At 71.0% G+C, this 24,616-nt stretch carries 22 protein-coding genes and 1 pseudogene; 12 read left to right on the top strand and 11 right to left on the bottom strand.

Annotated features, from left to right (window positions below):
• The first annotated feature begins 11 nt into the window (after positions 1 to 11).
• Entirely contained in the window at positions 12 to 1,385 is a 1,374-nt protein-coding gene (locus KUA19_RS35545) for a wax ester/triacylglycerol synthase family O-acyltransferase (protein WP_217403284.1), read from the top strand.
• Positions 1,386 to 1,577: 192 nt separating this feature from the next.
• Here KUA19_RS35545 and KUA19_RS35540 read toward each other — a convergent pair whose 3' ends face one another.
• The 4 genes from KUA19_RS35540 to KUA19_RS35525 all read right to left on the bottom strand — a co-directional run bounded on the left by KUA19_RS35540 (position 1,578) and on the right by KUA19_RS35525 (position 4,149).
• Complete coding sequence (locus tag KUA19_RS35540) at positions 1,578 to 1,988, bottom strand: hypothetical protein (protein WP_217403282.1); 411 nt, start codon at positions 1,986 to 1,988, stop codon at positions 1,578 to 1,580.
• Complete coding sequence (locus KUA19_RS35535) at positions 1,985 to 3,517, bottom strand: hypothetical protein (RefSeq protein WP_217403281.1); 1,533 nt, start codon at positions 3,515 to 3,517, stop codon at positions 1,985 to 1,987. Before KUA19_RS35535 ends, KUA19_RS35540 begins: the two co-directional genes overlap by 4 nt.
• The gene (locus tag KUA19_RS35530) at positions 3,517 to 3,807 is read right to left on the bottom strand and encodes a hypothetical protein (RefSeq protein WP_217403280.1); all 291 of its coding nucleotides are present in this window, start codon (positions 3,805 to 3,807) and stop codon (positions 3,517 to 3,519) included. Before KUA19_RS35530 ends, KUA19_RS35535 begins: the two co-directional genes overlap by 1 nt.
• A gap of 63 nt (positions 3,808 to 3,870) precedes the next feature.
• Positions 3,871 to 4,149, bottom strand: a complete 279-nt coding sequence (locus tag KUA19_RS35525; RefSeq protein WP_217403279.1) for a hypothetical protein — start codon at positions 4,147 to 4,149, stop codon at positions 3,871 to 3,873.
• A gap of 241 nt (positions 4,150 to 4,390) precedes the next feature.
• Between KUA19_RS35525 and KUA19_RS35520 the strand changes: the two genes are divergently transcribed.
• The 3 genes from KUA19_RS35520 to KUA19_RS35510 all read left to right on the top strand — a co-directional run bounded on the left by KUA19_RS35520 (position 4,391) and on the right by KUA19_RS35510 (position 6,712).
• Positions 4,391 to 4,858, top strand: a complete 468-nt coding sequence (locus KUA19_RS35520) for a DoxX family protein (RefSeq protein WP_217403278.1) — start codon at positions 4,391 to 4,393, stop codon at positions 4,856 to 4,858.
• A gap of 28 nt (positions 4,859 to 4,886) precedes the next feature.
• Positions 4,887 to 5,345 (top strand): ribonuclease HI, encoded by a 459-nt coding sequence (gene rnhA / locus KUA19_RS35515; RefSeq protein WP_217403277.1) that lies wholly within the window; start codon positions 4,887 to 4,889, stop codon positions 5,343 to 5,345.
• 209 nt (positions 5,346 to 5,554) lie between these two features.
• Complete coding sequence (locus KUA19_RS35510) at positions 5,555 to 6,712, top strand: tetratricopeptide repeat protein (protein ID WP_302563497.1); 1,158 nt, start codon at positions 5,555 to 5,557, stop codon at positions 6,710 to 6,712.
• 90 nt (positions 6,713 to 6,802) lie between these two features.
• Here KUA19_RS35510 and KUA19_RS35505 read toward each other — a convergent pair whose 3' ends face one another.
• Positions 6,803 to 7,402, bottom strand: a complete 600-nt coding sequence (locus KUA19_RS35505; protein WP_217403275.1) for a putative glycolipid-binding domain-containing protein — start codon at positions 7,400 to 7,402, stop codon at positions 6,803 to 6,805.
• Between the two features lie 139 nt (positions 7,403 to 7,541).
• On the opposite strand from KUA19_RS35505, the gene KUA19_RS35500 reads away from it, so the two are divergent.
• Both KUA19_RS35500 and KUA19_RS35495 read left to right on the top strand, forming a co-directional pair.
• Entirely contained in the window at positions 7,542 to 8,027 is a 486-nt protein-coding gene (locus KUA19_RS35500) for a ribonuclease FAU-1 family protein (protein WP_217403274.1), read from the top strand.
• A 64-nt stretch (positions 8,028 to 8,091) separates the two neighbouring features.
• Positions 8,092 to 8,964, top strand: coding sequence for a hypothetical protein (locus tag KUA19_RS35495; RefSeq protein ID WP_217403272.1), 873 nt, complete (start codon positions 8,092 to 8,094; stop codon positions 8,962 to 8,964).
• A 92-nt stretch (positions 8,965 to 9,056) separates the two neighbouring features.
• Here KUA19_RS35495 and KUA19_RS35490 read toward each other — a convergent pair whose 3' ends face one another.
• Positions 9,057 to 10,346: an APC family permease gene (locus KUA19_RS35490; protein WP_217403271.1), complete on the bottom strand. Its 1,290-nt coding sequence runs from the start codon at positions 10,344 to 10,346 to the stop codon at positions 9,057 to 9,059.
• 70 nt (positions 10,347 to 10,416) lie between these two features.
• Between KUA19_RS35490 and KUA19_RS35485 the strand changes: the two genes are divergently transcribed.
• Together KUA19_RS35485 and KUA19_RS35480 are read left to right on the top strand one after the other, a co-directional pair.
• A complete protein-coding gene (locus KUA19_RS35485; protein ID WP_217403270.1) occupies positions 10,417 to 11,403 on the top strand; it encodes a GlxA family transcriptional regulator in 987 nt (328 codons plus the stop codon).
• A gap of 57 nt (positions 11,404 to 11,460) precedes the next feature.
• Positions 11,461 to 12,234, top strand: coding sequence for an alpha/beta hydrolase (locus tag KUA19_RS35480; protein ID WP_217403269.1), 774 nt, complete (start codon positions 11,461 to 11,463; stop codon positions 12,232 to 12,234).
• A gap of 62 nt (positions 12,235 to 12,296) precedes the next feature.
• Here KUA19_RS35480 and KUA19_RS35475 read toward each other — a convergent pair whose 3' ends face one another.
• From KUA19_RS35475 to KUA19_RS35465, 3 genes are all read right to left on the bottom strand, one after another.
• A complete protein-coding gene (locus tag KUA19_RS35475; protein ID WP_217403268.1) occupies positions 12,297 to 12,869 on the bottom strand; it encodes a GNAT family N-acetyltransferase in 573 nt (190 codons plus the stop codon).
• Between the two features lie 61 nt (positions 12,870 to 12,930).
• Positions 12,931 to 13,338: a hypothetical protein gene (locus KUA19_RS35470; RefSeq protein WP_217403267.1), complete on the bottom strand. Its 408-nt coding sequence runs from the start codon at positions 13,336 to 13,338 to the stop codon at positions 12,931 to 12,933.
• A gap of 154 nt (positions 13,339 to 13,492) precedes the next feature.
• Positions 13,493 to 15,250 carry a glycosyl hydrolase family 18 protein gene (locus tag KUA19_RS35465; RefSeq protein WP_254550629.1) on the bottom strand — a complete coding sequence of 586 codons (1,758 nt, stop codon included), beginning with the start codon at positions 15,248 to 15,250 and terminating at the stop codon, positions 13,493 to 13,495.
• A 163-nt stretch (positions 15,251 to 15,413) separates the two neighbouring features.
• Here KUA19_RS35465 and KUA19_RS35460 point away from each other — a divergent pair, with 163 nt between their 5' ends.
• A complete protein-coding gene (locus KUA19_RS35460) occupies positions 15,414 to 16,244 on the top strand; it encodes an NAD-dependent protein deacetylase (RefSeq protein WP_217403379.1) in 831 nt (276 codons plus the stop codon).
• 208 nt (positions 16,245 to 16,452) lie between these two features.
• Here the strand turns inward: KUA19_RS35460 and KUA19_RS35455 are convergent, their stop codons facing one another.
• Both KUA19_RS35455 and KUA19_RS35450 read right to left on the bottom strand, forming a co-directional pair.
• Positions 16,453 to 17,694: an FAD-binding protein gene (locus KUA19_RS35455; RefSeq protein WP_217403265.1), complete on the bottom strand. Its 1,242-nt coding sequence runs from the start codon at positions 17,692 to 17,694 to the stop codon at positions 16,453 to 16,455.
• Between the two features lie 85 nt (positions 17,695 to 17,779).
• Positions 17,780 to 19,186, bottom strand: a complete 1,407-nt coding sequence (locus KUA19_RS35450; RefSeq protein ID WP_217403263.1) for a GH1 family beta-glucosidase — start codon at positions 19,184 to 19,186, stop codon at positions 17,780 to 17,782.
• A 301-nt stretch (positions 19,187 to 19,487) separates the two neighbouring features.
• Between KUA19_RS35450 and KUA19_RS35445 the strand changes: the two genes are divergently transcribed.
• The 3 genes and pseudogenes from KUA19_RS35445 to KUA19_RS35435 all read left to right on the top strand — a co-directional run.
• Positions 19,488 to 22,964, top strand: a complete 3,477-nt coding sequence (locus KUA19_RS35445) for a discoidin domain-containing protein (protein ID WP_217403262.1) — start codon at positions 19,488 to 19,490, stop codon at positions 22,962 to 22,964.
• A gap of 111 nt (positions 22,965 to 23,075) precedes the next feature.
• Positions 23,076 to 24,128, top strand: a complete 1,053-nt coding sequence (locus tag KUA19_RS35440) for a LacI family DNA-binding transcriptional regulator (protein ID WP_217403260.1) — start codon at positions 23,076 to 23,078, stop codon at positions 24,126 to 24,128.
• A gap of 208 nt (positions 24,129 to 24,336) precedes the next feature.
• Positions 24,337 to 24,616, top strand: a pseudogene (locus KUA19_RS35435) (hypothetical protein); the annotation flags it as partial.

Below are 24,616 nucleotides of genomic sequence, written 5' to 3'. Positions count from 1 at the left end.
AGACTTGAGGGATGCCGATGGAAGACGCGCGGCTCAGCGCACTGGACCTGTCTTTTCTGTGCCTGGAGAACAGTGCCTCGCCCATGCATCTGGGCGCGGTCGCCGTTTTCCGCCCGGACGCCCAGGCGTCCGCGGCCGAAGTGGTGGGCCTGCTCACCGAACGGGCCCGGCAGGTGCCCCGGATGCGCCGCCGCGTCGTGCCCACGGCGTTTCCGCCGGGCGGTGCCGCCTGGGCCGAGGATCCTGACTTCGACCCGCGGGCGCACGTGCACCATCACGAGCTGCCCGGTGGCGGCCGGGAGGACCTGGCGGCGCTGGTCGCCGAGGTGATGGCGGCACCGCTGGACCGTGACCGGCCACTGTGGGAGCTGCACGTGGTCAGCGGCCTGGACGGCGGCCGGTTCGGCCTGCTCGCCAAGATGCACCACGCCATGTGCGACGGCCAGGGTGCGATCGGGATCGGGCTGTCGTTGCTGGACGGCGGGCTGTCGCTCCCGTCGGCTCGGGCGGCGGCCGCGCGGCGGACCACGGCACCGCAGCCGTCGGGGCTGGTGGGCCGGTCCGGTCAGCTGCTCGGCGGCGCGATCGGCGCGGCCGCGGGGGCGTACGGCACCGCCAGCGGCCTGCTGGGTCAGGCCACCCGCGCGTTCGACATCGCCTCGGCGGTGCTGGCCACCATGCGGGCGCCGGCCCCGTCGCCGCTGCTGGCACCGCCCTCGGGCACCCGCCGGGCGGCGTTCGTCGGGCTGGAGGTGCGCGAGCTGCAGCGGATCCGGCGCGCCATGGGCGGCACCGTCAACGATGTGCTGCTGGCGGTGGTGACCGGGGCGTTGCGGCACTGGCTGGCCACGCACGGGCGGCCGCTGCCGGGGCTGCGGGCGCTGATCCCGGCCAGCCAGCGGGCCCGTTCGGGCGGCAGTGAGGACGGCAACCAGCTGTCGGCGTACCTGTGTGAGCTGCCGGTGGGCGAGGACGACCCGGTGGAGCGGGCGCGGCGGGTCCGGGCCGAGATGGAGACGAACAAGGCGCGCGGGCCGTTGCGGGGCGCCGGGGCGATCCCGGTGCTGGCCGGGGTGGTTCCGCCCGCGCTGCACCGGCTGGCCGCGCCACTGGCCGCGCACGCGGCGCCGCTGCTGTTCGACCTGGTGGTGACCAGTGTGCCGCTGCCGCCGCTGCCGCTGCGGCTGGGCGGGGCCGAGCTGGAGGAGCTGTACCCGATCGCGCCGTTGGCCAGCGGGCACACGCTCGCGGTGGGCATGTCGCGCTACCGCGACAAGGTCCACATCGGCCTGTACGCCGACGGGGTGGCCCTGCCCGACCTGGAGAAGATCAGCGAGGCGCTGCCCCGCGCGGTCGCCGAGCTGCTGGAAGCCGCCGGGCACTGAGCCGACGCGGTCGCGCCACCGCACCAGGGCTGGGGTGGCGCGACCGCTGGTCCGCGCGGGTGACCGCCGCTCCGATCGCGCGGCGGTCACCGCGGTCCGAGGCGTGTCGACGCCGCGGACCTCATCAGGCAGCGTTGCTCGCGGTGGCGGAACCGGACAAGTGGCGGGCCTGGCGGATCCGCGCCGTGGCGCTCATTCGCCACCCGGTGCGGGCGGCCGTGCCAGGGACATGCGCATGGCCAGGATCGTGGCGACCGCGTCGAGCCAGCGGGCCAGGGCCGCGTCCACCTCGAACCACGGTACGTCCTCGACGGTGGCCGCGGCGGCGATCCACTCACGCACCAGGGCGCCCTGCGCGGGCGTCGGCATCGGCTCGGGCAGGTCGAGCGCGAACGTCAGCCCGCCCCGGCGCACGATCTCGGCCAGGAACGTCAGCGAGCGGGGCCGGGTGCGCAGGTGATGCAGCGAGATCGCGGCGGCGATGGCACCCTCGGCGAACAGGCGCGGCCCGTACGGCCACCGGGCCAGCAGCGGCGCCGGGTCCAGTGCCGCCAGTTCGGCCTCGGTGACGCGGTGCCCGGCCGCCGGTCGGGGCGTGGTCATCGGGGCACCCGGATGCTGATCGGGGTGGGCGGGACGTCCTTGTCCACGGCGTTGTCCAGGTGCCCGTTGATGAAGTCCTCCTCGCTGACCCAGACGGTGTAGCCCCACGGGTTGTAGATCTGCAGCATGCCGCCGTCGTGGCCGACGATCATCATCTGGTGGTCGGGCGTCCAGTCGTCGCTGACCGACACCGGCACCGGCAGGCCGTTGTCGACGGCCTTCTCGACCTCGGTGAGCACGTCGCGGCGGGCGTCGCCGTCGCCGAGCTTGACGTCGTGGTAGTCGATGCCGGTGTGGGCGCCGATCTCCTCGTCGGCGACCGAGGTGGACTGCCAGTCGGCCATGCCGTCGACACCGAACCCCTTCTGGAAGATGTTGCGCCCGCCGTCGTAGACGCGTTCCTGCTCGTCACGAAGCCGGGCGGCGAACGCGTCGGGGTTGTCGAACGCGGGGTCGCCGGGGTGGCCACCGGTGGTCAGTTGCAGCGCGTACAGCGGATCGACCTGGGCGCGGGCGGTGACCGTGGACGAGGCGACGCAGGTGGGGTACTGGCCCTGGGTCCACTCCTTGCCGTCGTACATGGTGGAGGTGTGGGCGCCCTGGACCGGGTTGGCGCTGGTGTCCAGCGGGGCCAGGTGCCGGTCGAGCCAGGCCGGGTCGTCGCCGTGGTCGTGGATCTGCTGGTCGAACTTGGTGAGCTCGCCGACGCCGTACCCGGCGGCCAGGGCCTTGAGCAGGTACGCCCGCTCGTACGGCGACTTGGCTGCGGCCAGCAGCGCCAGCAGCGCGGCCCGGTCGGCTTCGCTGAGCCCGTTGAGCCGCTGCTGAGCCCGGTCGGCCGCGGCCGCGGTGAGGATGACGCCGTGGAACTCGTCGGCGCCCGCGTTGGCGATCATCAGCTCGTCCAGGGCGCGCAGCGGCGAGCTGCCCAGCTTGGCCAGGCGCGCGGAGCTGGTGAGGTCGTTGAGCGTCCGGGTGACCCGGTCGGCGCTGTCGCGGGCGGCGGTGTGGGCGTGCACGCGGGCGTTGACGCCGTCCATGGCGGTGCGGTGGGCGGCGCGCATGACGTCGCCGTCGTAGTCGAAGAAGCCGTCGATGTCGGCGACCCGGGCGCGGGCGTCGCGCAGCTGCTCGACGCCGCGACCGTCCTCCCGGGCCGCGTCGACCATGACGGCCGCGTGTGCGGTGAGCACGTCGGCGGCGTCGCCGAGCACGTCGACGATGTGCTTGAGTTCGCCCTCCAGCGCTTTCATGCCGTCGGCGGCGGGCACCGACATCTGCCCGACCACGGCCGCGTCGAGCTTGCGCGAGGCCAGGGTGTGCGTCTGCACGGCCTGGGCATCGACGCGCTTGGCGTATTCGCGCAGCCGGTCGGCGAGGTTGGCGGCGATGCCGTAGAACTCGGTGAGGTGCGGCGCGGACAGGCCGTCGTCGATGCCATCGAGCAGGCCGCCGGTGCCCCAGTAGCCGTAGGAGCCGTCGATGTGCTGCTTGGCCTCGATCAGCTTGCGCAGGTGGTAGGCGCCCATCAGCGGGTTCCCACGACGGAGTTCTTGTCGGCGTCGTCATACGCCTGCGCGGCGGTGACCAGGCCGAACACGATGTCGCCGCAGGCGTCGGCGGTGCAGGTCAGCTCGGTCGACCAGACCCGCAGAAACTCGCTGAGTGCCTCGGGCACCTTGGCCACGGCGTAGACGTAGTCGTCGAGCACCACCGGCAGCTCCTCGCGGCCGAGGTGGAAGGCTTCGTCGCGCAGCGCGGTGGCCACGTCGCGGAATCCGTCCGCGACCTGCCGCATGGCGGTGGTGTCGGCATGCATGCGGGCAGGCTAGCAGCGATCGATGATCGCTTCTGTCCCGTTTGGAGCGCGGTTCGGTTGCGTTCAGGCGTCGGCGGACGGCTCCACGACGCTGCCCTGACGCAGCGCGGGCGGCTCGCCCCGGCCGGCGGCCGGCCAGGCGTAGAACTGCCCGTCGGCGAGGTACAGGTCGAGTTGCAGGCCGACGGAGGGGTCGTCGGGCAGGTCGATGCTGACCGAGAAGCACTGGTGCGGCTGGTCGTCCATGACGATCGCCAGCCGCTTGTTGCCGTCGTAGTCGGCGACGGTGCTGGCGTGGCCGTTGTATACGAATCGCCGGTTAATCAGGCCGTCTGAGGGCATCTGATCCTCCGTTCTTCCGGGTGCGCTCGGTGCGTACGAGGTCCGCCCGCCGGGCGCGATGCTGTCCTCGCGGATGCATCCCACCATGTCCGCGCGGTTTCTGCACGACGGGGCGCCTCATCCGAGTTCGGCTCGCGTGTCGGTGTGTCCCGCCCTGTCGGGTTTCTCGGGTGATAACGGGCTAATAGGTGCTTACTGTGAAAGGCTGGTTGACAACAGGCGATCCGGTGGGGTGGTTTCGATGTTCGCTGTGCCTGAAACAGTACGTGACCTCGCAAAACTCATCGCACGGCTGGGGCTGGGCGTCATCTTCTTCGCCCACGGCTGGCAGAAACTGTTCGACCTGGGCATCCCGAAGGTGACCGCCGGATTCCGGGCCATGGGCGTTCCGCTGCCCGGCCTGTCCGCCTGGTTCGCCACCTTCGTCGAACTCGTCGGCGGCGCGTTGCTGATCCTCGGCCTGTTCACGCCGATCGTCGGCCTGCTGCTGGCCATCGACATGCTCGGGGCCTACCTGACCGTGCACATCGGCCACGGCCTGTTCATCGACAAGGGCGGCGCCGAGCTGGTCATCGCCCTGGGGGTGGGCGCGCTGCTGCTGGCCGCCGTCGGCGCGGGCCGCTACAGCCTCGACCACGTCCTGTCCCGCCGGGCCCGCAGCTCCGGCCGCCTGGCCCGCGACGGCGATGGGCCGGTGCAGCGTTACTGATCCGGCCGCAACCGGTAGGTTGCCCGGTATGGCAGACCCGGCCGACAACCTGGTGGAGATCTACACCGATGGCGCGTGCAGCGGCAACCCCGGCCCCGGCGGCTGGGGTGCCATCCTGCGCTACCGCGGCCACGAGCGCGAGCTGTGCGGCGGCGAGGCCGGGCAGACCACCAACAACCGGATGGAGCTGATGGCCGCCATCCAGGCGTTGGAGGCGCTGAAGCGGCCGGTGACGGTGCGCCTGCACACCGACAGCAGTTACCTGCGCAACGGGATCACCTCGTGGCTGGCTGGGTGGCGGCGCAACGGCTGGCTGACCAGCGACCGCAAGCCGGTCAAGAACGCCGACCTGTGGCAGCGGCTGTCCGAGGCGGCCGCCCGGCACACCATCGAGTGGCGCTGGGTGAAGGGGCACGCGGGCGATCCGGGCAACGAGCGCGCCGACGCCCTGGCCAACCGGGGTATGGCCGAGGCCCGCGGCCGCTAGTCGCACTCAAGATCGTGAAGGCTGCGGCTGGAGATCCCGTGCCGCTCCGGAGCCGCGCTGGTGCGCCCGGTATGGATGGCCGGACACGTGTAGATCCCTGCACTCGTAGCCAATGTTCCGAGATCGACAGCGGTCGGTAGTTTGCTAGGGGTGTCGGGACATGTGTTCATCAGCTACAGCCACGCCAGTGACAGCGCTTACGTGGCCAGCTGGCCGAGCATCTGACCGCTGCCGGTGTCGAGGTTTGGTTCGATCGGCAGGTCATCACAGGCGACCGGTGGGCCATGGTGATCGAGCAGCAGATCGACACGTGCGCGGCGTTCGTCGTGGTGATGAGTCCGGCTTCGAACTCGTCGGTGTGGGTGGACCGGGAGATCGATCAAGCCGAGCTGAACGGCAAGCAGATCTTCCCCCTACTGCTGGGTGGTAGACGGTTCTTCCGGCTGGCGAACCTGCAGTTCGAGGACGTCACCGACGGCCGGATGCCGACGGCTGGGTTCACCACCCGTCTACGCGGCGGTCAGAACACCGCGCCGCCCGCACCGGCAGCCGCGCCTGTCGACGCCAAGACCCTCACCCGCCAGCACAACGACGCCGTCAGGATGTTCGAGCGAGGCGACTACGCCGAGGCCGCAGACCTGCTTCACCATGTCGTCGCCGACCGCGCTCGGGTCCTGGGCGCCGACCACCCCAAAACTCTCAACTCCCGCCACAACCTCGCATACAGCATCGGGCAGAGCGGGGACCGGGCTGAGGCGGTGCGTCTGTTCCGCGCGGTCGTCGCCGACCGCACTCGGGTTCTGGGCGCCGACCACTCCGACACCCTCGACTCCCGGCACTACCTCGCGTACAACGTCTCGGAGGGCGGCGACCGGGCTGAGGCGACGCGCCTCTACCGCGCCCTCGTCGCCGACCGCACTCGGGTCCTGGGCGCCGACCACTTCGACACCCTGACCTCCCGCCACAACCTCGCGCACAACATCGGGTGGGGCGGGGACCGGGCTGAGGCGGTGCGTCTGTTCCGCGCGGTCGTCGCCGACCGCACTCGGGTTCTGGGCGCCGACCACTCCAACACTCTCAACTCCCGCCACAACCTCGCGCACAACATCGGCGAGGGCGGGGACCGGGCCGAGGCGGCACGTCTGTTCCGCGCGGTCGTCGCCGACCGCACTCGGGTCCTGGGCGCCGACCATCCGGACACCCTGACCTCCCGCCACAACCTCGCGCACAACATCGGGAAGGGCGGGGACCGGGCCGAGGCGGCACGTCTGTTCCGCGCCCTCGTCGCCGACCGCATCCGCGTCCAGGGTGCCGCCCATCCCAGCACCGAAGTCAGCCGTGAATATCTCAAGTACTACGACGCGTAACCATCTGAAAGCCCCTGGCGCAGCCATGGCGGAGCGCACGCTGGTACTGGCCGACCTCATCGAAATGCGGCTATTTTCGCTGGTTAACCGCTAGTCGACGCGGGTGGCGTACCCGGGGTAGGTGACCACGAAGCCGTCGCTGTCGACGGTCAGCTCGGCGCTGAACGTGCCCGAGGTGAACTGGATCTTCTCCGGCGAGATCACACTGTACGTGTGCTCCACCGGGATGACCTGCAACGACGGCACCCGTACCCAGGCCACCACCACGGTGTGCGTGGTGCCCGGCGTCGCGCCCAGCAGGTTCAGCCGCCGGATCGGCAGCGTGTTGGTCAGCGCCGTGGCCTCCAGGTCCACGTCGTACGCGTCGGCGAGCCGGTCGGAGTCGACGATGCCCGGCAGCGACGCCGAGCCGAAGCGCCCCTGCTCGCTGGTGACGACCCGCCAGCCGCGATCGGAGCGTTCCAGCTTGACCTCGCGCTGCCAGCCCGCGCCTTCGGACTCGACCGTCAGGGTGTCGGTGACGAATCCCTCGCCGGTGGTCAGTTGGTAGCGGCAGGAGTGGGCGACCGGTTCGGCCGCCACCGCCTGCCCGTGCGCGAACAGTCGATCGGGACGCAGGTCGACCAGGGCGATGTCGGCTCCGACCTCGACCATCCGGTCCCACAGCAGGGCGCGCGGCAACGGGCTCATGCCCTGAGGTTAGTGAAAGGAAGGGCACCTTCTTATCGTTTTGCGAGGTAGAAGGTGCCCTTCTCAACGGGAGCCGCCGGGTTTCCCGGGGCCGGATCGCAGATGCGATCATGAAATTGGGTGTGTGGACGGAGGGCTCATGGAGGTGCTGGCGGTCGGCGACGAGGTGCTGGTAAGGCTCGTGAAACAGGGTCGCGAGAAGATCAGCTATCCGGCGCGGGTGCTCTCTGACGACGGCGTGCACCTGGTGGTGCAAGCCCCGTTCGCCGGGGACGGGCCGCGCGACTTCGGCTTCGTCAGCTTCGACCCGGGCGACATCTTCACCGAGCACTACTGGCGCGACCGGTGGTACTCGGTCAAGGAGGTCAGCGGGCCTGACGGACGCAAGGGCTGGTACTGCGACGTCACCCGACCGGCCGAGTGGGACGCCGACCGCCTGGTCGTCGAGGACCTGGACCTGGACCTGTGGGTGTCCGCCGATCGCGCCCTGGTGCTGCGGCTGGATGAGGACGAGTTCGTCGCCAGCGGCATCGAGCAGCGTGACCCGACCGCCGCCGCTCGCGCCCGGCAGGCGCTGGAGGAGCTGGTCGAGCTGTCCGGGGACGGGTTCGCTTCACTCGGCTGAGCAGCGTCGGCAACTTTTCCCGAAACCTGGGAACCGAGGCGGTCCGCGTACGGTCACAGCAGGCATGAAGGCAACTCTTGCAGTCCGAGCGGTGCTCGCCTCGCTGCTCGTGCTCGGTGCCGCCGGCTGCGCCCAGGCCGCCGACGGCGCGGGCAAGGGCGACGGCGACCAGTTCACGTTCCCCGGCGGAGACTCCGTAGCCCTGCGCGTCGAGCAGGTCGGCGGTTTCGTTCCCCCGTCCTACCTGGCCAGCCGCATCCCCATGCTCAGCGTCTACGCCGACGGCCGGGTCATCACCGAGGGACCCGTGGTGATGATCTATCCCGGTCCGGCGCTGCCGAACCTCCAGCTGCGCCGCATCTCCAGCGGCGACGTGCAGAAGCTGGTCGACCGCGCGGTAAAGGCCGGGGTGGGTAACACCACCAACCTGGGCCAGCCGGGCGTCACCGATATGCCGGACACCGTGATCACCGTGCACACCGCCGAGGGTGACAAGAAGACCTCGGCGTACGCGCTGACCGAGGAGATCACCACCAACGGCCTGTCGGCCGACCAGATCGCGGCACGGCGCAAGCTGCTCGACCTGATCAAGGCGCTGACCGACCTGGAGAGCACCCTCGGCAAGGGCGCCGTCAGCGCTTCCGAGCCGTACCAGGCCAAGACCGTCACCGGCCTGGCCAGCAGCTACCAGCCCAACGCCGACGCGGGCGCGCAGGCCGAGATCGCCTGGCCCGGCCCGGCGCTGCCCGGCAAGCCGTTCTCCGAGGGCATGGACCTGGGCTGCGTCGCTGCCACCGGCGACCAGGCGACGGCAGTGCTCGCGGCCGCCGCCAAGGCCAACCAGCTGACGCCGTGGACCTCCGGCGGCAAGACGTACTCGGTGGCCATCCGGCCGCTGCTGCCGGACGAGGCCGACTGCGCCGCGCTGGCCTGGTGACCACCGGGTGAGTCTCACGCCCGACCCGCGCCTCCCATCCCTCTGCCAACGGGAGCGCGCGGGCCGGGCGTGCCCGGTTCAGCCGTGCCGGTTCAGCTCCGCGCGGCGCGGCGCTGGTAGAGCAGTGCTCCGAGGCCCATGGCCAGTGGCCACAGCAGGTACCAGCCGGTGGTCAGCGCCAGCGCCACCACGGCGACCAGCGCCACCATCGCGCTGCGGTGCGCGGCGGTGCCGCGCGGCAGCAGCTTGAGCGCCGAGGCGGTGCCCAGGGCGTACACGGCGACGAACGCCCCGGTGGCCAGCAGCACCAGGGGCCGGGCCCCGGTGCCGGTCACCGCGACGACGATCATGGCCAGCGCGGACAGGCTCGCGGTGACGGCCAGGCTGCGCCGCGGCACGTCCCCGGCGCGGGCACCCCGGGCCAGCCACTGCGGCAGCGCGCCGTCGCGGCCCAGGGCCGCGCCCAGCTTGGCGGCGCTGGCGTAGTACGCGTTCATGGTGCCGAAGGTGAGCAGCAGCGCCGCCGCCGCGGCCAGCGACCCGGCCGGGCCGCCCAGCCCGATCTCCAGCAGCCGCGCCAGCGGGGCGCCGGTGCCCGCCTGTGGGCCGAGCACCAGGATGCCGACGCCCGCCACCGCCAGGTACAGCACGCCGACCACGACCACCGCGATCCCGGCGGCGCGCGGCAGATCCCGCTGCGGGTGCCGGAAATCGGCGGCCAGGTGCGTGATCGCCTCCCAGCCCGCGAAGCTCCACACCAGCAGCGCGGCGGCCGGGGCGATCGCGAACCAGCCGTGCGGGGCGAACGGGTGCAGGTTGGCCGGGTCGCCGTGCGGCGCGGCGGTGGCCACGGCGGTGAGCAGCAGCGTCACCAGCAGCACTGCAAGCACGAGCTGTACCCGCCCCGAGACGGTGACCCCGAACAGGTTCGTGACCGTGACGGCCAGCATCAGCGCGGCGGCGGTGAGCAGCACGGTGCGCTGGCCGCCCCCGACGGCCGCCTCGACGTACGCGCCCGCGAAGACCGCGGCGGCCGGGGCTCCGGCGGGCACCGCGAAGTAGAAGCACCAGCCCACGGCGGCGGCTGCGCGCGGACCAAAGGCGTTTCGGGTGTACGTCGACACGCCGCCCGCGTCGGGGAAGCGGGCGCCCAGCGCGGCGAAGGTGAGCGCCAGCGGCACGGACAGCACCACCAGGCCGAGCCAGGCCAGCAGCGAGGCGGGTCCGGCGGCCTGCACCGCGAGCGCGGGCAGCGCGATCACACCGGTGCCCAGGACGGCGCCGACGTACAGCGCGGCGCCCTGAGGGAGGGTGAGGCGTCCGCGCGGCGCGGGGGAGTGGTCGGCAGCGGTGTTGTCAGGTCGCTGCAGGGTTTCGGTCATTACTACACCCTCGGGTATGGCTGGTCGGCGCACCAGTGGCAGGAATGCCGTCGTGCGATAGGATCCTGCCATGAGCCCCGCCGCCGCCAAGCGGCACGTCGTCGCGGTGGCGATCACCGACGACCTGCCGGTGTTCGAGCTCGCCGTGCCGTGCGAGGTGTTCGGCGTCGACCGCGCCGACCTGGTCGACCCGTGGTACGAGCTGCGCCTGTGCGCCGCCGAACCCGGCCCGCTGCGGGTGCGCTCCGGCCTGCTCGTGCAGACCGGGTACACGTTGGACGATCTGGTCGCGGCCGACACCGTGCTCCTCCCGGCGTGCAACCGAACCGTGCAGTGCGGCCCACCCCCGGCCCTGGTCGAGGCGGTGCTCGCCGCGCACGCCCGGGGCGCCCGCATCGCCTCCATCTGCAGCGGGGCGTACGTGCTGGCCGAGGCCGGGCTGCTCGACGGCCGCCGGGCCACCACCCACTGGATGAACGCGCTCGACTTCGCCCACCGCTACCCGCGGGTCAAGGTCGATCCCGAGGTGCTCTACGTGGACGAGGGCGACGTGCTCACCTCGGCGGGCACCGGTTCGGCCATCGACTTGTGCCTGCACCTGGTCCGCCAGGACTTCGGCGCCGCCGTCGCCAACGAGGTGGCCCGCCGGATGGTCGTGCCGCCGCACCGCGAGGGCGGTCAGGCGCAGTTCGCCCAGCCGCTGGCGCGCGGCGAGGCCCGCTCGGAGATCGCGCCGGTGCTGGGCTGGGCGCGCGACCGCCTGGACCAGCCGCTGACCGTGGCACAGCTGGCCCGCCAGGCGCACCTGAGCCCGCGCACGTTCGCCCGGCGCTTCCGCGACAGCCTCGGGGTCAGCCCGCTGCAGTGGCTGCTGGAGCAGCGCATCCGGCGGGCGCAGGAGCTGCTGGAGACCACCGACGATCCGGTCGAGCGGATCGCCGCGCGGGTCGGCTTCGGCACCGCCGTCAACATGCGCACGCACTTCCGCCGGTTCACCTCGGTGCCACCGCAGACGTACCGCCAAGTGTTCCGGCGCGGGGTCGCCGCGACTCGATAAGTAAACAACCTTTAGAGTCCGACAACCGGTCCGGCGATCTCGGGCGTTCAGGCTCGCATGAGGACAATCACCACGACCCTGTCGCGTCGTCTGCTCGCCGCGACCGCCCTGCTCGCCGTCGCGTTCGCCGCCGGGTGTGGTGGCGGGGACGGTACGGGCAGGCCCTCGCCGTCCCCGCTCGACCCGACCGACGCCGCCCGCCAGCGGGTGCTCGAGGACGCCAACGTGGCCTGCCTGGCCGACCGCAGCCCGCTGGTCGTCATCACCGACGCCACGGACAACATGACCGCCGCGATCGAGGTGGGCACCGGCGACACCGGCGTCGTCCTGCTGCATCAGGCCGAGAGCAACGTCTGCCAGTGGTACCCGTTCGCGCTCACGCTGCAGCAGCAGGGCTACCGGGCACTGTCGCTGGACATCAGCTCCCGCGACGCGATCGAGGTGGCCCAGGCCGGGATCGCCCACCTGCGCGAGGCGGGCGTCAAGCGGGTCTTCGTGTTCGGCGCCTCGCGCGGCGGCACCATCGCGCTGACCGCGTCGGCGCGGACCACGCCACCGGTCGACGGGGTGGTCAGCCTGTCCGCGCCGACCGTGTACGACGCCGACGCGCGTACCGCCGTGAAGTCCCTGGCCGCGCCGACGATCTTCGCGGCGGGCGAACTCGAGGGCGGCTTCACCGACCAGGCCAAGGAGCTGTACGGCCTGTCGGTGTCCAAGCACAAGAAGCTGGTCCTGCGCCCCGGCGCCGACCACGGAGTCGCCCTGCTCGGCGGCGACCTCGACGCGCTGCTCCTGTCCTTCCTCGCCGACCCCACCACCGTCACCAGCTGACCCCACTCCAGCGCCGCCCGCCCCACCCCACCCCGGCTGGTGGGGCGGTGGCGTGGCGCGGGTCATGCGGCGCGGTTCTGCTCCCAGTCGGCGCGGAGCAGCTCGTACTCCACGTCGCCCTGCTCGCCGCCCTCGATCACGTCCGGCCAGTCCAGGAAGTACGTCCGCACATACCGCAGCCCGCACTTCTCCATCACCCGCCGCGACCCGAGGTTCACCGTCATCGTGTTCGCGGTGACGCGGGCCAGCCCCAGCTCGGCGAACCCTCGGTCGATCAGCGCGAGCGACCCCTCGGTCGCGTACCCCTGCCCCCACGCCTCGCGCCGCAGCCGGTACCCCAGCTCCGCCTCGCCGTCCGGCATCTGCTCGTCGCGGCTCAACGCGAACCAGCCGAGGAACGCCCCGCCGTCGCGAGCGAACGCGGCCCAGCACCCGAACCCAGGAAACCGCCGGTACGTGGCGAGCAGTCGGGGCAGCACCTCGTCGCGGATCTGCTCGCGCGGCGTGTTCCTGCCGCCGGTCAGGTACTTCATCACCGCCGGGTCGTCGTCGAGTCCGTACAGGTCCTCGACGTCGGCGGCCGACCCGGTGAACGGCCGCAGCTCCAGCCGGGCGGTGCGCAGATAGCTTTTCACCGGCGCATGATCGCACGCACGAAGGCTCGCCTACCTCGGGTTTGTCGACCCGGAGATTGCGTCACCAGCCTTCGAGCTTGGCGGTGTGCCCGTCGCAGGTGGCGCTGACCCAGCCACCCGGCGTGCCGTAGTTGTTCGTGCTCTCGACCCGCGCGTTGCCGTCGGCGTCGGTGGTGATGACCTCGGCCCCGAACAGGTTCGCCCCCTCAGCGCTGTCGAACGTGCACCTTACCGCACTGTCGGGGTCGAAATCGGACAGCGTGAGGCCGATGAAGTGGCAGGCGCTGCGGAAACAGTTGTCCTTCTGCGGGTTGGCACCCTGGAACACCTCGACCGATGGCTCGGTGAACGGCGGCCACTTCACGGCCGCGGCGAGCGACAGGTAGGCCAACACCGTGCCGAGCAGCGTCCCCACGATGGTGACGATGGTCGCGGTCCGGCTCAGGCCGGACGATTCCTCGGTGGACATGGGTGCTCCTACGGCCGGGGGCGGTTGCCGGAATCGTAGTCAGCCCGCGGTCGCCGACCGTGAGAGGGCGGTGGCCCGCTGATGGCGGCCGAGAAAGGGAACGGCGGGCGTCCTCCGTGGACGCCCGCCGTTCGTGGGCAACTGCCCGGGTGGATCAGCCCAGGCCGTTGCGCATGGCGGTGATCAGCTCACCGCCGGTGGTGTCGCCGGACAACTCCCAGAAGAAGCTGCCGCCGAGACCCTGCGAGTTGGCGTAGGACATCTTGCCGCCGATGGTGCTCGGCGTGTCGTAGCTCCACCAGTTGCTGCCGCACTTGGCGTACGCGGTGCCCGCGATGGTGCCGGTGGTGGGGCAGCTGGTCTTGAGGACCTTGTAGTCCTCGATACCGGCCTCGTAGGTGCCCGGTGCCGCGCCGGTGGCGGTGCCGCCCGGGGTGGCCTGAGTGACGCCGGTCCAGCCACGGCCGTAGAAGCCGATGCCGACCAGCAGCTTCGAGGAGGGCACGCCCTTGCTCTTCAGCTTCTGGATGGCCGCGTCGGTGTAGAACCCGGGGGTCGGGATGCCGGTGTACGACGTCAGCGGCGAGTGCGGCGCGGTGGGGCCCTGCGCGGCGAAGGCGCCGAAGAAGTCGTACGACATCACGTTGTACCAGTTGACGTACTGCGCCGCGCCGCCGTAGTCGGCGGCGTCGATCTTGCCGCCGGCGGTGCCGTCGGCCGTGATGGCGGCCGTCACCAGGTAGCTGGAGCCGAAGCGGGTGCGCAGCGCCGACATCAGGTTCTTGAAGGCCGCCGCACCGCTGGCGTCACAGGACAGACCGCAGGCGTTGGGGTACTCCCAGTCGATGTCGATGCCGTCGAAGACGTCCGCCCAGCGCGGGTCCTCGACCAGGTTGTAGCAGGAGTTGGCGAACGCGGTCGGGTTGGCCGCGGCCTGGCCGAAGCCGCCGGACCAGGTCCAGCCGCCGAACGACCACAGCACCTTGAGGTTCGGGTACTGCCGCTTGAGTTTGCGCAGCTGGTTGAAGCTGCCGCGCAGGGCGCCCGCGTCCCAGGTGTCGGCGACCCCGTCGACGCTGCCGGCCGCGTCGTACGCCTTGTCGTAGTCGGCGTAGGCGTCACCGATGGCGCACTGGCCGTTGGTCACGTTGCCGAACGCGTAGTTGATGTAGTTCAGCTTGCTGGCCGAACCGCTCGTCGCGATGTTCTTGACGTGGTAGTTGCGCTGGTAGACGCCCCACTCGACGAAGTAGCCGAGGATCTTCTTGCCACCGGGCGGCGGCGGGGACTGTGGCGGCACGGACGGCGACGGCGAGGACGGCGGGGACACCGACGGGCTCGGGGAGGCCGACTTCGACGGGGACGGCGAGGCCGGAGGCGAGGCGGGCGGCGACGACGGCGGAGTGCCGGGGCCGTCCAGCGAGAAGTCGTCGGCGTAGTACGTGCCGGTGCCGTACCAGCCGTGCACGTTGATGGTCAGCGACGTCTGCCCGGCAGCCGTGGTGAGGTTGAGCGAGAGCTGGGTCCACGCGTTGGCCGAGGCCGGGTTCCAGGTCTCGGTGCCGCCGGTGTAGCCGAGGTACACGTAGCCGCCGCTACCGCGCACCCAGGCGCTGAGCACGTACGCCGTGTTCGGCAGGACGGTGACGGTCTGGCTGCACTGGGCGTGGTTGGACGCGTTGGCCGCGCCCGCCAGCGCCTTGGTGCCGCCGTGCACGGGCGTGGTCACGACGCTGCCGAGACCGGCGGCGCAGGTCCAGGGGGAGAGGGCGCCTGTCTCCAGGCCGGGGTTGCTGACGAGATTGGCCGCCGACGCCGCGGTGGAGATCGCGAGCGAGGCACCCATCGCCACCAGCGTGGCGGCCGTGGCCGCCAGCACCCGCATGCGAGTGCTCTGAGCTGGGCGTTTCATGAGTTTCCACCTACCTTGGATTTGCAGGCTGTCATGTACTCGTCAACGTAAATTAAACAAACCTAATAGTAAAGACTCCTTTCAATGATCCTTAACGTTCTAACCCCGCCGCCGTGGGGCTCGGTGGGCGCGGTGGCAGCATGGTGAGGTGCTGGAAGTGACGATGGACCGGCTGGCCGAACTCGTCGGCGGCGGCGACGTGACGGTGCTCAGCGGCGCCGGACTGTCCACCGAATCGGGCATCCCCGACTACCGCGGCCCTGATGGGGTGCAGCGGCGCGGCGCCCCGATGACGTATCAGACGTTCACCCGGGAGGCGTTCGCCCGTCGCCGCTACTGGGCGCGCAGCCACCTGGGCTGGCGCGGCATCGCTCGGGCCAGTCCCAACGACGGCCACCGCGCGGTGGCCGCGCTGCAGGAGCGGGGCTTGCTCACCGGCATCGTCACCCAGAACGTCGACGGCCTGCACCAGGCCGCGGGCGCCGACGAGGTGGTCGAACTGCACGGCAGCCTGGACCGGGTGATCTGCCTGGACTGCGGCGACCTGAGCACCCGCCAGCGGCTGCACCGCCGCCTGGAGGCGGCCAACCCCGGCTACACCGCGCAGATCACGGCGGTGCACCCCGACGGCGACGTCGAACTCACCGATGACGAGGTCGCGGGGTTCGCCACCGTCGACTGCGAGGGCTGCGGCGGCATGCTCAAGCCCGACGTGGTCTTCTTCGGCGAGACCGTGCCCGCCCCGCGCGTGCAACACTGCTTCGGCCTGGTTGAACGCTCCCGGGCGCTGCTGGTGCTGGGCAGTTCTCTGACGGTCATGTCGGGGCGCCGGTTCGTCATCCGCGCGGTCAAGCACGGCATTCCGGTCGCCATCGTCAACCGCGGCGCCACCCGCTCCGACCCCGACGCCACCCTGCTACTGGACGCCCCACTGGGCACCGTCCTACCCGCCCTGCTGCACCGCCTACCGCAGCGCTCCACCGCCGCCGCCTGAGCCGGGCGTTAACAAGGGCACCTTCTACGCAAAGCGATAAGAAGGTGCCCTTCCTTACCTCGCCGTGCGGCGGCGTGCCACCTCGCCGTGCGGCGGGGCGTCCAAGATCGTTCAAGTTGCCGGGCAGTCGGGCGAAAGTGGGCCTTCAAACGCCCGATTGCCCGGCAACTTGAACGATCTTGGTGTGGGTCAACGGGCCGAACGGCGGTCAGTGGAGATAGCGGTCGGTGAAAGGGTTGCGGAAGCGGCCGTCGCGGTCGAGGTCGGCGCGCAGGCGCAGGAAGTCGGGGAGGCGGTCGTAGGCGGCGCGGACCTGGGCCGGGTCGAGGGAGAACACCTTGCCCCAGTGGGGGCGAGGCGTGAACGGGGACAGGGCGTGCTCGACGGCGGTCAGGACGGGGGCGACCGCGGTCGCGTCGGCGATCCAGGTGAAGTGGAAGGCGACGCTGTCGCGGCCGTAGGCCGGGCTCAGCCACAGGTCGTCGGCCGCCACGGTACGGATCTCGCCGATCTGCAGGACGGGCGCGATGAGCGGCGCAATCGCGTCGAGTGCCGCGTACGCGTCCAGGGCCGCCTCGCGCGGCACGAAGAACTCCGACTGCAGCTCGTCGCCGCTGCTCGGGGTGAAGTCGAGCCGGAAGTGCGGCAGCCGCTCGTGCCACGGCCCGGCCAACCCCTGCTGGGCGGTGCAGTGCACCGGCGACATGCTCGCGATCGGGTGGCGTGGCCCGTCGGCGACGCTCGCCCCGTGCCAGCGCGCCGGGGCGGCGAACCCGTCCCGGCTGCTCTTGACCCACACCTGGTCGACGCCGCGCCCCGACCACGAGGTGAACAGGCTCACGCTGTACGCCGCGTCGAGCACCTCGTCGAAGCAGTCGGGGACGGCGGCGGCAGGCAGGTCGTCGTACACGTACTGGCTGATCTCGAACGTCGGCAGCAGGTCCAGGGTCAGGTGGGTGACCACGCCGAGTGCGCCCAGGTGCACCACCGCGCCGGGGAACCGGTCGTCGGTGCGGTCCAGGGTCAGCAGGTCGCCGGTGCCGGTCACCAGTTCCAGGCCGGATACGGCGGTGGCCAGGTTGCCGTTGCGGCGGCCGGAGCCGTGGGTGGCGGTCGCGCAGGCGCCGCCGACCGAGATGTGGGGGAGTGAACCCAGGTTGGGCAGGGCGAATCCGGCCTCGTGCAGGGCCGTGGCCAGCTCGCCGTAGCGGGTGCCCGCGGTGACCCGTACCGTGGCGGCTTCGCGGTCGATCTGCGCGACCGGCGGCAGTGCGGCGACGCTGACCAGCTCGCCTTCGGTGTCGGCGAGTTCGTTGAACGAGTGCCCGGTGCCCAGCGCCCGCACCCGCGCCGCACCCGTCACGATGTCGCGCAGCTCGTCCACGCTGGACGGTCGCCGCACGTGGGCGGCCTGGAAGACGACGTTGCGGGCCCAGTTTGTCACGGTCACGGACAAAGCCTAGACGGGGCGGGCCCGGCGCCCTGAGAGGTCGACACCGGACCCGCCCCGTGGGACTCCCCGCGGTGGTGGGGAGTCAGCCCGCGATGCCACCAGCCCTAATGACCTCGCGGTACCACAGCGCGCTGTCCTTGAGGATGCGCTGCTGCGTGTCGTAGTCGACCCGGACGATGCCGAAGCGCTTGCCGTAGCCGAAGGCCCACTCGAAGTTGTCCAGCAGCGACCAGACGAAGTACCCGCGCAGATCGGCGCCCGCCGTCAGCGCCTCGTGCGCGGCGGACAGGTGCAGCCGCAGGTACTCGATGCGGTCGGTGTCGCGGACCCGGCCCTCGGCGTCGACCTCGTCGACGTAGGCGGCGCCGTTCTCGGTCACGTACAGCGGCAGGCCGGGGTGGTCGCGGTGCAGGCGCAGCAGCACGTCGCGCAGGCCGGTCGGGTCGACGGTCCAGCCCATCTCCGTACGCGGGCCGGGGGTCTGGTGGAACGCGACGTCGGCGGTGGCCGGGTAGGGCGAGTTCTCCTCCGACAGTTCGGTGGCGGCGCTGACCAGGTCGGGGGCGTAGTAGTTCACGCCCAGCGCGTCGATCGGCGCGGCGATCACGGCGAGGTCGCCGTCGCGGACGAACGACCAGTCGCTGACCGAGGCGGTGTCGGCCACGACGTCGGCCGGGTACTGCCCGGTCATGATCGGGTCGAGGAAGATGCGGTTGAGCAGCCCGTCGATGCGGCGGGCGGCGTCGCGGTCGCCGTCGGCGCCGGTCAGCGGCCGGACCGCGCCCTGGTTGAGCGCGATGGAGACCTGCGCGCCGGGCACCGCCGCGCGCACGGCGCGGGTCGCGAGGCCATGGGCCAGCAGCAGGTGATGAGTGGCCTGCAAGCCGCCATCGGCACTGGTACGGGCCGGAGCGTGGTGCCCCGAGCCGTAGCCGAGGAACGCCGAGCACCACGGCTCGTTGAGGGTGCACCACAGCTTGACCCGGTCGCCCAGCTTCTCGGCCATGACCGCGGCGTACTCAGCGAAGCGGTGGGCGGTGTCGCGGTCGAGCCAGCCGCCGCGATCCTCCAGCTCCTGCGGCAGGTCCCAGTGATAGAGGGTGGCGGTGGGGCGGATGCCCGCGTCGAGCAGCTCGTCGACGAGCCGGTCGTAGAAGGCCAGGCCGGTCTGGTTGACGGCGGGGCCGCCGCCCGGCTTGATCCGGGGCCAGGAGATGGAGAACCGGTACGCCGACAGTCCGATCTCGCGCATCAGCGCCACGTCGTCGCGGTAGCGGTGGTAGTGGTCGGCGGCGACGGCGCCGGTGTGCCCGTCGACGACGCGGCCGGGCGTGGCGCAGAAGGTGTCCCAGATCGACGCGGTGCGGCCGTCCTCCGCCACGGCGCCTTCGATCTGGTACGCCGCCGTCGCCGCACCCCACCAGAAGCCCTGGGGGAACTGCAGCGTCTGCCGCGTGGCGGCGGCGGGTTCCTCGGTCTGCGTGAGCATGGATTACCTCTCGGGGTGCCGGGGAGCGAAGCGGGAAACGCGATGGAGAGCGCTCTCCCACTTGGGCAAGGCTCCCGGTTGGACGGCCCGGATGTCAAGAGCCCCAGCGCTGTTCTTGTAACCGGCTTACCAAATCGATCGGTCATAACGGATTGATCCGGGCGAGTCGGCACCGATGATCGTCGCCGTCTTGACACTGAGGAAATTTGGGCGTAACACTCGGAGAGCGCTCTCCATCGTGGCCCGTACCGGGCCCGGAACCCGACTCCTCCGAACGCCCCGATGAACAGGTAGGAGCTCCATGACACCCGCCCTCACCAGCCCGGGCGCGAGGCGACTCGCCCGCCGGTGGCGGATCGCGATACCGGTCGCGATCTCCACCGTCGTCTCGTCCCTGGTCCTGATCGTCCCCTTCACCACGGCGAATGCGGCCGACACCCTCATCTCACAGGGCAAGCCCGCGACCGCCTCGTCCGTCCAGGGCGCCGACCTGGCCGCGGCCAACGCGGTCGACGGCAACGCCGGCACCCGCTGGGGCAGCCAGTGGAGCGACCCGCAGTGGCTGCAGGTCGACCTGCAGGGCAACGCCACCATCAGCCAGGTCGTGCTGCAGTGGGAAGGCGCCTACGGCACCGCGTTCCAGATCCAGACGTCCAACGACGCCACCAACTGGACCTCGATCTACAACACCACCACCGGCACCGGCGGCACCCAGACCCTGAACGTCACGGGCACGGGCCGCTACGTCCGCATGTACGGCACCGCCCGTAACAGCGGCTACGGCTACTCGCTGTACGAGTTCAAGGTCATCGGCAGCATCGGCGGGACCAACCCGTCGCCGACGGCCGGTGCCTGCGGCACCACGAACGTGGCCCAGGGCAAGACCGCGACCGCGTCCTCGGTCGAGGTCGGCACGCCCGCCGAGGCGGTCGACGGCAACACCGGCACCCGCTGGGGCAGCCTGTTCGCCGACCCGCAGTGGCTGCGCGTGGACCTCGGGCAGTCGTACAGCATCTGCAAGGTGGAGCTGGTGTGGGAGGCGGCGTACGCGACCGCGTTCCAGATCCAGACCTCGCCCGACGGCAACACCTGGACCTCGGTCTACTCCACCACCACGGGCACCGGCGGCACGCAGAGCCTCACCGTCTCCGGCACCGGCCGCTACGTGCGGATGTACGGCACCGCCCGGGTCGGCGGCTACGGCTACTCGCTGTGGGAGATGCGCGTCTTCGCCGGCGGCACCCCGCCGACGTCCCCGTCGCCGAGCAGCAGCCCGAACCCCTCGCCGAGCCAGTCGCCGTCCGGCAACTGGACCACGGTGTGGGAGGACAACTTCGACGGCGCGGCCAACACCTCGCCGAGCGGGGCCAACTGGCTGCTGCGCACCGGCACGCAGTATCCGGGAGGTGCGGCGAACTGGGGCACCAGCGAGATCGAGACCGCCAGCGCGTCGACCGCCAACGTCTACCTCACCGGTGACGGCAAGCTCAACATCAAGGCGATCCGCGACGGGGCCGGCAACTGGACCTCGGGCCGCCTGGAGACCCAGCGCACCGACTTCACCCCGGCCGCGGGCGAGCTGACCCGCTTCTCCGCGGTGATCCAGCAGCCCAACCCGGCCAACGGCCTGGGCTACTGGCCCGCGTTCCGGGCCACCGGCGCGGCGTACCGGGGCAACTACAACAACTGGCCCGGCGTCGGCGAGACCGACATCATGAGCGGCGTCAACGGGCGCAGCCAGCTGTCCAACACGCTGCACTGCGGCACCGCCCCGGACGGGCCGTGCGGCGAGTACAACGGTCGCACCTCGGGCCTGGCCAGCTGCCAGGGCTGCCAGACCGCCTTCCACGAGTACGCTCAGGTCATCGACCGCACCAAGACCGACGAGGAGATCCGCTTCTACCTCGACGGGGTGCAGACCTACGTCGTGCGCGAGAGCCAGGTCGGCGTGGCCGCCTGGGACGCGGCCGTGCACCACGGCTTCTACCTGCGGCTCGACCTGGCCATCGGCGGCCTCTACCCGAACGCGATCGCGGGCGAGACCGTGCCGACCCCGGCCACCACCTCCGGCGGCATCCTGGCCGTGGACAAGGTGACCGTGTCGCGGCAGGTCGGCACCACCGCCGCGGCGATGACCGACCCGGCCGTGCCGGCCGGTCCGAGCGTCGTGAAGGTCACCGGTACCCAGGGCAACTGGCAGCTGCAGGTCAACGGTGCGGCGTACACGGTGAAGGGTCTGACCTACGGCCCGCCGCAGGGCGCGGCCGACGGCTACATGCGCGACCTGAAGAACATGGGCGTCAACACCATCCGCACCTGGGGCGTCGACGACGCGCAGACCCCGGCGCTGCTGGACACCGCCGCCCGGTTCGGCATCAAGGTGGTCGTCGGGCACTGGCTGAACCAGGGCGCCGACTACGTCAACGACACCGCGTACAAGACCTCGGTCAAGGCCGAGATCGTGGCCCGGGTCAACGCGCTCAAGAACCGCCAGGGCGTATTGATGTGGGACGTCGGCAACGAGGTCATCCTGACCATGCAGGACCACGGGCTGCCGGCCGCCGAGGTCGAGGCGAGGCGCAACGCGTACGCCGCCTTCGTCAACGAGGTCGCGGTCGCGATCCACGCCGCCGACCCCAACCACCCGGTCACCTCGACCGACGCGTGGGTGGGCGCGTGGCCGTACTACAAGAACAACGCCCCGAACCTGGACCTGTGGGCGATCAACTCCTACGGCGCCATCGGCGGCGTGAAGCAGGCCTGGATCAGCGGCGGCTACAACAAGCCGTACATCGTCACCGAGGGCGGCCCGGACGGCGAGTGGGAGGTGCCCAACGACATCAACGGGGTGCCGAAGGAGCCCACCGACGTGCAGAAGAAGGCCGGTTACACGGCCAGCTGGAACGCCGTGCTCAGCCACCCCGGCGTGGCGCTCGGGGCCACCGAGTTCCACTACGGCCTGGAGAACGACTTCGGCGGCGTCTGGCTCAACACGCTGACCGGCGGCTGGCGCCGACTCGGCTACCACGCGCTCAAGCAGGCGTACTCCGGCACGGCCTCGGCCAACACCCCGCCGGAGTTCTCCAGCCTGACGCTGTCGAACGAGACGTCGGTGCCCGCGGGCGGCACGTTCACCGTGTACGCCGGGGCGTCGGACCCCAACGGTGACGCGATCCGGTACAACCTGATGTTCAGCAACAAGCACATCACGGGCGGCACCGGGTTCTCCAACGTGCGGTTCACCCAGCTCGGCAGCAACGAGTTCCAGGTGACCGCGCCGGAGCAGCTGGGCGTGTGGAAGGTGTACGTGTACGCCTTCGACGGCTACGGCAACGTCGGCATCGAGCAGAAGTCGTTCCGGGTCGTGCCGCCGACGATCCCGGGTACCAACATCGCGCTGAACAGGCCGTGCACCGCCTCGACCTACCAGCCGACCGGCACCAACGGTCCGCAGCTGCCGTCCTACGCCACCGACGGCGACTACGGCACCCGCTGGGCCAGCGAGTGGGTCGACACGGCGTGGCTGCAGTGCGACCTGGGTTCGGTGAAGTCGTTCAACAACGTGCTGCTGGCGTGGGAGACGGCCTCGGCCAAGTCGTACACGATCCAGACGTCCAACGACGGCACCACGTGGACGACGATCTACTCGACCACCACCGGCAACGGCGGGTTCGACCAGATCCCGGTCAACGCCTCGGGCCGCTATGTGCGGATGAACGGCACCGTACGCAACACCGCCTACGGCTACTCGCTGTGGGAGTTCCAGGTCTACCAGTGATGACCTGGCGCTTGTAGAGTGCGGCGGGCGGCCCGGCCAGGGCTGCCCGCCGCACCATTCTGCGCAGGTGGCGGGCGGAGAGCGCTCTCCGTTTGTGCTATAAATTCGTTCATGAGCAGTGACCGACCCCCAGCGCCGCGGCTGCCCACCCTTGAGGACGTCGCGCAGGTCGCGGGCGTCTCCCGGGCGACCGTGTCCCGCGTGATCAACAACATCCGCAACGTGGATCCGGCGCTGCACAAAACGGTCTGGGACGCGGTCACCGCCACCGGCTACGTGCCCAACCGCGCGGCCCGCTCGCTGGTCACCGGCCGCACCGGCGCCATCGCGCTGGTCGTGTCCGAGGCGGAGAGCCGCACCGCCGACGACCCGTTCATGGGCCGCTTCTTCTCCGACCCGTTCTTCGGTCGCGTGGTCGGCGGCGTGCTCAGCGTGCTGCGCCCGGTCGGGGTGCACCTGGCGCTGACGCTGGCCGGTGACGAGGAGGCGTGCCAGAAGGTCGTCGCGGACGTGCGGCAGGGGCAGGTCGACGGGGTCGTGGTCATCTCACTGCACCCGCACGACGAGTTGCCGGGGCTGCTGGCCGACGCGGCGGTGCCCGCGGTGCTGTACGGGCGCCCCGCCTCGCCCATGCCGATCAGCTACGTGGACGTGGCGACGTACAACGGGGCCCGACTGGCCGCCGACCATCTCGCCGCGCGCGGCTGCCAACACGTGGCGACCATCTCCGGTTCGGTGGACATGCCCGCGGGCGCCGACCGCCTCAACGGTTTCCGGGAGGCGATGGCCAAGCACGGCTTCGCCTACGTGCCGTCGTACGACGGCGGCTTCACCCAGGACGGCGCCGAGCGCGCCATGGAGCAGCTGCTACGGGAGTATCCGGAGGTCGACGGCGTCTTCGTGGCCAGCGACGTGATGGCGCAGGGCGCACTGATGGTTCTTCGTGATCATGGGAAAAGCGTTCCCGGTGACGTCGCCGTCATCGGCTTCGATGACTCCAGCGCCGCCACCACGGGCAGGCCGCCGCTGACCACCGTGCGCCAGCCGGTCGAGGACATGGCCGCGGAGATGGCACGCCTGCTGCTCGCCCGGATCGACCAGCGCGGTCACCGGACCACCTCGGTCATCTTCGAGCCGGAACTCGTGGTCCGCCAGTCGGCCTGAGGGGTCGACGAAAGCGTCTGAGGCCTGGTGACCCCGGGCCTGCGCAGCGTGCCCGGACGGAGCGCGTAACGGAACGGTAATGGCCCCTTGACATGCGCGGGGCGGGAGAACATGCTCCTGTGTGGGAGAGCGCTCTCCAATCGCACCTCCGCATCACCCTTCGCGCAACTGCTTTGAAACCCCTTCCCTTCCTGTTTGGAGGATGGCAATGCGTTCAGCTCACACCGGCAACGGTCTGCGGCGCCGCGCTGTCGTGATCGCCGGCTCGCTGCTCGCCGCGTCGCTGGTCCTGACGACCGCCGCGTGTGGTGGCAGTGACGACCCGGCCAAGCCCGGCGGCAAGGTCAAGCTCACCATCGCGACGTTCGGCGAGTTCGGTTACAAGGACCTGTACAAGGAGTACCAGCAGCTCAACCCGAACGTGGAGATCACGGAGCGGATCACCAAGGCCGAGGATCACCACAAGAACCTCGCCGCTCACCTCGCCA

The organism is Catellatospora tritici (genome assembly GCF_019083965.1).
GTDB classification, from domain to species: domain Bacteria; phylum Actinomycetota; class Actinomycetes; order Mycobacteriales; family Micromonosporaceae; genus Catellatospora; species Catellatospora tritici.
Note: the sequence above shows the minus strand (reverse complement) of the source record. Positions and strands in the feature narration are given on the sequence as shown.

Excerpts from the sequence above, each read along its gene's own strand:
- KUA19_RS35445 (WP_217403262.1), top strand. The coding sequence starts at position 19,488 with ATGACACCCGCCCTCACCAGCCCGGGCGCGAGGCGACTCGCCCGCCGG.
- KUA19_RS35535 (WP_217403281.1), bottom strand. The coding sequence starts at position 3,517 with ATGGGCGCCTACCACCTGCGCAAGCTGATCGAGGCCAAGCAGCACATC.
- KUA19_RS35450 (WP_217403263.1), bottom strand. The coding sequence starts at position 19,186 with ATGCTCACGCAGACCGAGGAACCCGCCGCCGCCACGCGGCAGACGCTG.
- KUA19_RS35485 (WP_217403270.1), top strand. The coding sequence starts at position 10,417 with ATGAGCCCCGCCGCCGCCAAGCGGCACGTCGTCGCGGTGGCGATCACC.
- KUA19_RS35540 (WP_217403282.1), bottom strand. The coding sequence starts at position 1,988 with ATGACCACGCCCCGACCGGCGGCCGGGCACCGCGTCACCGAGGCCGAA.
- KUA19_RS35525 (WP_217403279.1), bottom strand. The coding sequence starts at position 4,149 with ATGCCCTCAGACGGCCTGATTAACCGGCGATTCGTATACAACGGCCAC.
- KUA19_RS35530 (WP_217403280.1), bottom strand. The coding sequence starts at position 3,807 with ATGCATGCCGACACCACCGCCATGCGGCAGGTCGCGGACGGATTCCGC.
- KUA19_RS35520 (WP_217403278.1), top strand. The coding sequence starts at position 4,391 with ATGTTCGCTGTGCCTGAAACAGTACGTGACCTCGCAAAACTCATCGCA.
- KUA19_RS35500 (WP_217403274.1), top strand. The coding sequence starts at position 7,542 with ATGGAGGTGCTGGCGGTCGGCGACGAGGTGCTGGTAAGGCTCGTGAAA.
- KUA19_RS35470 (WP_217403267.1), bottom strand. The coding sequence starts at position 13,338 with ATGTCCACCGAGGAATCGTCCGGCCTGAGCCGGACCGCGACCATCGTC.
- rnhA (WP_217403277.1), top strand. The coding sequence starts at position 4,887 with ATGGCAGACCCGGCCGACAACCTGGTGGAGATCTACACCGATGGCGCG.
- KUA19_RS35495 (WP_217403272.1), top strand. The coding sequence starts at position 8,092 with ATGAAGGCAACTCTTGCAGTCCGAGCGGTGCTCGCCTCGCTGCTCGTG.
- KUA19_RS35545 (WP_217403284.1), top strand. The coding sequence starts at position 12 with ATGCCGATGGAAGACGCGCGGCTCAGCGCACTGGACCTGTCTTTTCTG.
- KUA19_RS35480 (WP_217403269.1), top strand. The coding sequence starts at position 11,461 with ATGAGGACAATCACCACGACCCTGTCGCGTCGTCTGCTCGCCGCGACC.
- KUA19_RS35460 (WP_217403379.1), top strand. The coding sequence starts at position 15,414 with ATGGACCGGCTGGCCGAACTCGTCGGCGGCGGCGACGTGACGGTGCTC.
- KUA19_RS35490 (WP_217403271.1), bottom strand. The coding sequence starts at position 10,346 with ATGACCGAAACCCTGCAGCGACCTGACAACACCGCTGCCGACCACTCC.
- KUA19_RS35440 (WP_217403260.1), top strand. The coding sequence starts at position 23,076 with ATGAGCAGTGACCGACCCCCAGCGCCGCGGCTGCCCACCCTTGAGGAC.
- KUA19_RS35505 (WP_217403275.1), bottom strand. The coding sequence starts at position 7,402 with ATGAGCCCGTTGCCGCGCGCCCTGCTGTGGGACCGGATGGTCGAGGTC.
- KUA19_RS35465 (WP_254550629.1), bottom strand. The coding sequence starts at position 15,250 with ATGAAACGCCCAGCTCAGAGCACTCGCATGCGGGTGCTGGCGGCCACG.